The organism is candidate division KSB1 bacterium, from assembly GCA_022562085.1.
Taxonomy (GTDB): domain Bacteria; phylum Zhuqueibacterota; class Zhuqueibacteria; order Oceanimicrobiales; family Oceanimicrobiaceae; genus Oceanimicrobium.
Genome location: JADFPY010000204.1, coordinates 1 through 8114, shown reverse-complemented (window position 1 = coordinate 8114; position 8114 = coordinate 1). Strand labels below are relative to the sequence as shown.

The window sequence follows — 8114 nt, the reverse complement described above, 5'->3', positions numbered from 1 at the left end:
AATACGCCAGTTTGTTGTTGATTTTTTACTTAGGTTGGCGCCGCCTGCTGTCGAGTTCCAGATATCGATGCCGATGGTGATGACTGTATTCGGTTCTTCAGGGTGTACGGCGACATCATGTGCAAACCAGCCCTGCCACCGGGAATAATCTTGCCGCGAAACGGTCGACCAGGTATCGCCGTTATCCTCCGATTTCACCAGCCAGGTTGCACCATTGCTTGAATTTGTGCTGTGGCCAATACTGGCAAACACGATATTAGGAGAAGATGGACTGATAGCCAGCATGGCTTTGCCGCCAAAGCTCGAAGGCAGCCCTTGCATTTTATCCCAGGTGCCGCCTCCGTCCTGGGTCCGATAGACTCCCAGCCCTTCGCTGAATAAATTGCCCGCTGAAACGAACACTGTGTTAGGATCAGCCGGATTGATCGCTAAATCCATAATCATGATTGTCGAATGTACCTGCTGCCAGTTTTGGCCTGCATCTATTGATTTGAAAACCCCCTCCGTTGTGCCCGCCCAAACGGTATTTGGATTTTGCGGGTCGATTCGGACGGCCCAAACACCGCGTTCCTGATTCGAAGTCCAGTCCAGGCTTTTAGTCCAGGTTCTGCCGCCGTCAACGGTTTTGAGAATGCCGATCCCGTAGCTGCCTCGGGTTGGCCGAATGGTAAAACCTGTCCCTGTATTTTGATAGTTATAAACCTCGCCCGTGCCAATATAGATCGTGTTTGAGTCATTGGATACAATTGAGATTGTGCTCACCGCGAGAACCGGAAGACCTGTTGAGATATGTTCCCAGGCATTGATGCCTACACCGCCTGAGGCGCTTCGCCAAAGTCCGCCGCTGGCTGACCCGGCGTAAATCGTATTCGGGTTTTGCGGATTGAAGGCAATTGCCAGCGTACGGCCGCCAATATTATGCGGCCCGATGCTTTTCCAGGGCTCGACTTCTGAGTCCACACCGCCTTTGTTTAAGTTTTTTCTGGAATATTCGAAAGCGGCGTAGTAGCCGGACGTAGGAATGTTTTTTTGCGGGTAGGCGCGCTGATCATTCCATTGGGCGAGTGATTCAAATGCGCCTGAAACTTTGGCTTCAGTGGAGACACTCTGTTTGTGTAGTTCTTGTTCTGGATTTTTGAAATGAAGAACTATGAATACAAAAATAAGAGGTATTGCGATGAGTGTTTTGACTTTCATGTTTGTGACCTAAAAAGTTTCTTTTTCGATTAGAATTTGATATCGTCGTTGCGAGGAGTCCCGACTTTCCTTTATGCAGATAATAATGAATTCGGGACGACGAAGCAATCCCATTCAACTAGTAAAGGAGATTGCTTCGCTCCCTTCAGTCGCTCGCAACGACGAGAAAATGCCCCGCTTCACGCTTTCACTCGCTTACCTTTACTCCTTAAACAAGCTCAAAGCCGAAACCGTCATCGCTTTGACGCCGGTTTTGAGAGTCGGTTCGGGCAGTGGCGCAAATAGATTGGAATGAAGAGATGGGAGACTTTGGCCACTTTTCAAGCTCGCTTCAAATTTTTCAGGAGCGACCGTGCCCAGCCAAAAAATATGAATCGGTATCTTCGGTTCAACCCGGCCAAAGCGGCCGAAATCTTCTCCGCCCATGACAGGTTCTACTGTAATAACGTTTTCGTCACCCAGGGCTTCACGCATCACTTTTGCGGCGTGGCGAGTTAGTTCAGGATCATTATAGGTAGCGGGGGTAAATCCATCTCTGACTTTAATAATTGGAAAATCTTCTTCGGATAAACCGGCAGCCTGGGCGAGACCGTTGCAAATTCGTTTGATCGATTCGATAGTCTGGTTGCGAACTGCCTCCGAATAGGAGCGCAAGGTAAGCTGCAGGTCTACTTCATCGCCGATGATGTTGTGTTTGGTGCCGCCATGAATGGCTCCCACGGTAACCACCGCCGGCTCTACCGGTTTGATTTCCCTGCTGACAATAGTTTGCAAAGCCAGCACAATTTGCGCCGCCAGTACGACCGGATCTTTCGTGGTGTGCGGATAGGCGCCGTGTCCGCCCTTGCCGCGAACTTTAATGTCGACAAAATCTACATTGGCCAGAGCAAACCCTTCGCAAACGCCGACTTTCCCTGCCGGGATCGCAGAGTTTGAGTGCAGGGCCAGACAATAATCCGGTCTTGGAAATTTTTCAAAAAGCCCTTCGTCGAGCATGGCTTTGGCCCCGGTTCCGATTTCTTCAGCCGGCTGACCGATCATCACCAGGGTGCCTTTCCATTTATCTTTCAAGCCGGTTAACATTCGTGCGGTTCCTACAAAAACCGTCATATGCACATCGTGGCCGCAGGCGTGCATAACGCCGACATCGTTTCCCTGCGGGTCAATGGTTCGTGCTTTGCTGGCGTAATCAAGCCCGGTGTTTTCCTCAACGGGTAAACCATCCAAATCGGTTCTAATCATAATGGTGGGTCCGTCACCATTTTTCAAGACCCCGACAAAACCATGCCCGCCAACATTTTGAGTAACTTTGAAACCAAGTTTGGTTAACTCATCTGTCAGCTTCTTCGCAGTTTTTTCTTCTTGTAAAGAAATTTCAGGGTTGGAATGCAAGTGTTTATAGAGCTGATCGAGGTAAGCGTAATCTTTGTTGACCCGGGTTTGGATTTCGTCGTTGGAGTGACTATTTTGCGCAAAAGCGCTTGATATAGTTACTAAACAAACGATTATGAATTTCAGAAGCTTTAACATTTCTTAGTTCCTCCGATTTTTGGATTGAAGGTAAAGAGATTCAGGAAGAATGTCAACCACAAGAGGTTGCTTCTTATACATAGTCATCCTGCCGCGTCATTTCGACCCCTTCGACTGGCTCAGGGCAGGCTTCGGGAGAAATCTATTCACGAGAATCAGAAGAAGTAATGATTTAGCCAATCCCAATTCGGATTCATCTCCTGAACTAATTTTCTTTTTTAGCCCGACGCCATTTCTTTATCTGTTTTTCACGACTCATTGCTTCATAAGCAGACTCGTAGCCTTCATAATAAACCAGTTTGTGGCAATCGTACTTTCCCGCAAAAGTCTTTTGGGAACCGCGGTTCTCATAGTGCTCTTTTAAGACGACGGTGTAGATCATTTGTAACCCGACATAAAGAACAGTCTTTGTGGGGTTGCTAACGATGTAGAGATAATAGACTTTTGTATTCAAGATAAAGTATAGCTGTTTGAATTAAATAGATTTCTCCCCCGAAGTGTCGGGGTCGAAATGACTTTAGGGGAGGCTTTGGATTTTATACAAAAAAATTATTCGCCCAGGTCATGAATTCAGTCAAACTGAAGACCTGAATATTCTTTGATTTGGCAGTTGAGTAAGGTGCATTTTGGGCAGCATCTTTCAACCACTGAATGCTGCCGGCTTTCCAGCCCTCGCCATCGATCAGAATAATGATATTCTTCTCCGGCATGGCTTCGATGCAGTTTAAATAGAGGTAGGGGAGTTTCTCGTCGACCGAACCGGCAACCTGCTGCCATTTGCATTCGATTCGGGCTTCGAAATTGTAGGCCTCGGATTTGAGCAGAAATTCAGTTTTCCCATTGTGGTTGTAAATAGTTGTGTACGGCACATTTTCAATCAGTAATTCCTTTCCTAAAAAGAGGTTGTTCTTCAGCCAATCTTTGTGTTTTACAATTTCGAATCCCTTCTCGATGAGAATATTTCTGACCGTCCCTTCTAACAGGTTGCCGGTTTTGTTGCCTTTAGCGCCCTGGTTCATGCGGCCTCTACATCATAATTTAAAACCAGAATTTCGTTAATTTTTCCGCGCTTGTCTTTTTTTGAGTTGATCATTCGATTCGCTTTGATTCGGTAAAGATGATAATCCTCGTACAATTCATCAAAGAAATTGTCGCTTGGATCTTCATTTTTTGGGTCTGAGTTGCTCAACATCAATTTGGCTTGTTTCTTATCCAGTGCTTTGAATAAATTGGCCAGTTCAATCTGCTGCGGGTCGTTAAATTGAAACGTGCTGTAGGAGGTAAAACTTGCCGTCCGGTTCAGCGGGCGGTAGGGGGGATCGAAATAAACGAAGGAGGATTTTCGGGCTTTGCTTTTGATATCCGCAAAATGAAGTTTACAAACCTCCGCCATTTGCAATAGCTCCGAAATTTTTTGTAAATTCTCCTCATCAAATATTTTCGGATTTTTATAACGCCCGACCGGAGAATTGAACTCACCTTTTGAATTCATGCGGAACAAGCCGTTGTAGCAAGTCTTGTTCATGAAAATCAGTTGCGCCGCCCGCGGAATCCAGTTCTCGGAATATTTTTTATAATCGATATTAAATCTCTGCAGGTTGTAATTGGTCCGCAGCTCATAATAAAACTCTTTCTGCTTTTCCGTGTCCAGTTTCAGGTAAGATTTTTTGTAGCGCAGCAAGTATTCGAGGAGTTTGTCGACATCGCGTTGAATCACCAGGTAAGTTAGAATCAGCTCTTCGTTGATGTCGCAAAGAAGGGCGGAATCGATTTTGTATTTTTGTGCCACATCAAAAAAAACCGCGCCGCTGCCCAGGAAAGGCTCAAAATAGCGTTTGATTTTGCCGTTTTTGAGTTCGGCCGGATAAAACTTCTGGAATTTTTTAATGTGCTGGGTCTTACCGCCGGCCCATTTGAGAAAGGGTTGCGCCTGGATCATAAATTAAGTTAAAAATAATAAGAGCCTGTGTCAATAGGAAAAAAAATTAAATGTCAAATGGAAACGAAGATGTCCTTTAGGTAGGATAGGTTTACCAATCCTCTGGTTTTCTTATGTTAGAATTAGGGATCGGATTTGGCAGTTGCGAATTTTTTAAGATCCCTCGTCTAATCTTTTTTATGAAATCTGCATGTTTCATCAGCTCTTTAGATGGATGTCCTTCTCCTGGCAAAACAAGACCTATATTTTTGTTTAATTGATTCTTGACGAGCTTGACTGCTTCTGTTAAATCGATGTCATTCGAAACAATAACTGCGCAATCAAATTTGTCTAACCAGGCATCATTTACCAGGTGGACAGCCAGATTTACATCAGAACCCTTCTCTTCTGTTTTGATTACTTTTTCAAATTTCTTTTTTTTCTCGGTTTAGCCAAAGGCATGTTCACTTTGTGACTTAAGAAATGTCCATAATAAATAGATATTTCCGGTATGTAAGCCTCAAGCGCTCTCAAAAATGTTTTTTGTCGAATGGGTTGCCTTGGATCCTTCAAGCCTGAAACAAGAGCTGTAAAATATTTAATTTCTACTATCTGATGTTTATCACTTAGTAGCGTTGCAAATAAAGATTTAAAGTTCAACCATTTATAAGGGGTATCCTTAACAGCGCCATAGTAGAAGTTGAAGCCATCGATATAAATTGACGTGCGCATAAATAGAGGCATATAATTAAATAGCAAAGGCTACAAAAATAAATTTGTAGCCTTGCATCCCAGGTCGAAACCGTGGGGGTAATTAGTATTCCAATACTAATCAATTATGACTATATAAGATCAATACTTTTTTTACTAGATTTATCGCTTTTATTTTTTTTAACTTAATTATATTTCAAGCGCTTTCTTCCGGCTTGGGAATTCGCACAAACCAGGCAGCAATGGCAACCACTGCAATGGGCAGGGCAATGGCAGAAAAAGCCGGGGAATAGGACCCGGTGTTCTCAAAAACAGAGGCGAGGATCCACGGCCCGCTGGCCGAAGCAAAGACCGTGAGAACCTGGGCCGCCCCCTGAATTTTACCCAGGTGCGGCCTGCCGAATACTTTTCCGAATGCAGTAAAAAATACCACCGACACCACACCGCCGGATAACCCTAGAGTCGCGGCGTGAACCAACACCTGCGACTGCGAGGTCAGGTAGGGAAACGTTAACAGGTAGACCGAAACCAATAGCATGGCGATGGTCATGAGCCGGCCTAAAAAGTGATGCTTTCCGAGCCACCCCGCCAGCAAGTTGCCGGCTAATCCCATGAACATGAAGATGGCCATGGCATTGCGGAAGACGGTTTCATCAAATCCCAGCTCATTTAGAATCGACTGGTTGAAGAGTAAGACGCCGGCGATAACCAGGTTGTAAAGCGCGCTGCCAACGGCAAAAATCCAAAAGGCCGGGGTCATCAAAGCGCCTTTCAGATTAAAACCCGTTGCCGACTCTTGAGACTCCCTTTGAGTCGCTGACTCTCGATCCGGTTCAAGGCCGACCGATTCAGGACTTCGGCGGACGAACAGCAGACTTAATCCCGCTGCGAACATCAATCCCCAGCCGAGTGTGGCCCACATGGTGCGCCAGCCGTGCTCCAGTACTGCGTTTTCGGAAAGGACGATGGCAACTACAAAACCAAGACTAACCAGAACGGAGAAAACCCCCATGGCCTTGCTTAACCTGCGCACAAACCACTTGCCAATCATGGTCAGGCTAACCACTGAAAGTGCGCTTTGGCCAAAGCCGCGCATGAGAATCAGCAACACAAGCAGCATTGCGGCTGAAGCAACGCTGCTGAATGCCAGGACAATCCAACTGAGTGCAAATAAGACGACGGTGACCACAGTGCGTACCCCAAAGCGGTCGATGGCAGGCCCGCAAAGTAAACTGAAAGACGCCCCCGCCAGAGTGGCCCAGAAGTTCATCTGGCCAAAACTGACGCGCTGGAGATTGAGGTCTTGCAGCAGGGGTTCGGTGATGAGGCCGATGCCGACACTTCGGGCGGGCAGGGTCGCAACCATGGCGATTGCCGCAAAGATCATATTGACCCAGCCGTAATAAAAAGGGATTCTGGAAACGAAGGATTGCGGCGGGAGTGCCTGCTCGAATGTTTTGCTCAATTAGATGCCAATTTGTGAGAGCGTGTAATCAGGTTAATTTCCAAAGTAATTTCGTTGCTGACCCAATTCGGCACCGAGCTATGCTGCCACTTGATGTTATAGTCCAAACGGTTGATGGTAAACTCGGCAGCAACCCCCAGATTGACACGTGTAACCCCCTCTTCATTTTTCGATTTGGGGAACCCGGTGATTGTAAACGGGACTTCTATTTCTTTGGAAACGCCTTTCAAAGTGAAATCGCCCCTTGCAATCAATTTGCCGTCTTTTTTCTCCATGCTTTTGCTTATGAACGTAGCCTGGGGGAACTTAGCAACCTCAAAAAAGTCGCCGCCTCTCAAATGCTTGTCGCGGTCCTCAATGCCGGTATCAATGCTTGCCATTTGAATAGTTGCTTTGACCGATGAATTTTCGGGGTTGCTTTCATCATAAACCATTTCGAAGCTAAAATCGGTAAACTTGCCCGTGACTTTTGACATGCCTGCCAGGATGGGCACGGAAAAGCCGATGGTGGAATGGTTTTTATCGATTCTGGTGAAATGGATCGGTTCGCCGGCAAAAGCGGCAAAAACGAAGGCGAATAAACTGAAAACGTAAATCAATTTTTTCCACATTTTTGTGTTCCTTTTTTAAAAAAGAATGAGAGCAGATTATATTTTACGCAAATTTTAATATTTCACCCCTTGGGGTTCTTGGTCTTATGTGTTATTGAGTTGCTATAAATATGTCATCCCTACGGGATGATTGATTGCAAAACAATCCAATGTTTTCTTTACCAGTCTCGTAGGGGTGAAATATTTATAGAAAATGCCATCAAAAATCCTAAACCCCGGAAGGGGTGAAATATCTCTACTGTGTAAAATGGAGCCTGCACCCGAAAGAATTATTCATACCGCAATGCCTCAACCGGATCGAGAGAAGCAGCTTTACGTGCGGGAAAGAGCCCCGAGAGTAAGCCAATGGTGGCGAGGATGCCGGTTGTCAGCAGCATAATACCGTTTGACAGAATTGGTTTGCCGAGAAATTGCATGGCTCCGTCCTCGGCTGGAATTAATCTTACTAACTCAACCAACGACCAGGAAAACAGAATTCCGGCAGCGCCGCCGATAAAAGCGATGAGCAGCGCTTCGAAAATAAACTGGGCAAGGATATAGCGCCGCCGCGCACCGACCGCCATTTTGATGCCGATTTCATGGGTGCGTTCCTTTACCACAATATACATGATATTAGCGACTCCGACTCCTGCGATCAATAAAGTCAGGAAGCCCATTGAACCGAGAAAGATAGACATGCCAA

7 protein-coding genes and 2 pseudogenes are annotated in these 8114 nt (G+C 46.0%); all 9 read right to left on the bottom strand.

Features of this window, described 5'->3' with window-relative positions; all coding sequences use genetic code 11:
* The coding region (locus tag IH879_15310; protein MCH7676300.1) for a hypothetical protein at positions 1-1197 on the bottom strand (1197 nt) is incomplete at its 3' end.
* Positions 1198-1398: 201 nt separating this feature from the next.
* Positions 1399-2727, bottom strand: a complete 1329-nt coding sequence (locus IH879_15305; protein ID MCH7676299.1) for an amidohydrolase — start codon at positions 2725-2727, stop codon at positions 1399-1401.
* Positions 2728-2882: 155 nt separating this feature from the next.
* A pseudogene (locus IH879_15300) lies at positions 2883-3181 on the bottom strand (GIY-YIG nuclease family protein).
* Between the two features lie 82 nt (positions 3182-3263).
* On the bottom strand, positions 3264-3746 hold the full coding sequence (locus IH879_15295) for a 4-diphosphocytidyl-2C-methyl-D-erythritol kinase (protein ID MCH7676298.1): 483 nt from the start codon (positions 3744-3746) through the stop codon (positions 3264-3266).
* Complete coding sequence (locus IH879_15290) at positions 3743-4666, bottom strand: DNA adenine methylase (protein MCH7676297.1); 924 nt, start codon at positions 4664-4666, stop codon at positions 3743-3745. The genes IH879_15295 and IH879_15290 overlap by 4 nt, the downstream gene beginning before the upstream one ends.
* Before the next feature lie 91 nt (positions 4667-4757).
* A pseudogene (locus IH879_15285) lies at positions 4758-5377 on the bottom strand (NYN domain-containing protein).
* Positions 5378-5552: 175 nt separating this feature from the next.
* Positions 5553-6821, bottom strand: a complete 1269-nt coding sequence (locus IH879_15280) for an MFS transporter (GenBank protein MCH7676296.1) — start codon at positions 6819-6821, stop codon at positions 5553-5555.
* On the bottom strand, positions 6818-7432 hold the full coding sequence (locus IH879_15275) for a YceI family protein (protein ID MCH7676295.1): 615 nt from the start codon (positions 7430-7432) through the stop codon (positions 6818-6820). Before IH879_15275 ends, IH879_15280 begins: the two co-directional genes overlap by 4 nt.
* Positions 7433-7701: 269 nt before the next feature.
* Positions 7702-8114, bottom strand: a 413-nt coding sequence (locus tag IH879_15270; protein ID MCH7676294.1) for an FtsX-like permease family protein, incomplete at its 5' end; no start/stop codon positions are given.